General features: G+C 71.4%; 1 protein-coding gene. It reads right to left on the bottom strand.

Annotation, left to right across the window (positions count from 1 at the left end):
* Nucleotides 1-225 (bottom strand): hypothetical protein (locus MWU75_RS19715; protein WP_247094158.1); only part of this gene is annotated, 225 nt, incomplete at its 3' end.
* Between the last annotated feature and the right edge of the window lie 16 nt (nt 226-241).

Genomic DNA, 241 nt, shown 5'->3' with positions numbered 1-241 from the left:
CCGGGCCGTGGCCAGCGCCTCGGAACGGTCGATGCGGGGCGCCCAGGTGGTGATCCAGTCCGCGACCTTGTGCCCGGACTGGCCCGGCAGCCCCCGGCTGACCGCCTCATGCGTAGCCGCAGTCATCAACGACTGCGCGGCCTGCACCAACGCCTGCGCCGCCCCCACCACCTCACCCAACGCGACCTCCGGCAACGAGGCCAACGGGAACTCCCCAGCCAACATCTGAGTCATGTGCGCC

The organism is Ornithinimicrobium sp. F0845, assembly GCF_023015765.1.
Taxonomy (GTDB): domain Bacteria; phylum Actinomycetota; class Actinomycetes; order Actinomycetales; family Dermatophilaceae; genus Ornithinicoccus.
Note: the sequence above shows the minus strand (reverse complement) of the source record. Positions and strands in the feature narration are given on the sequence as shown.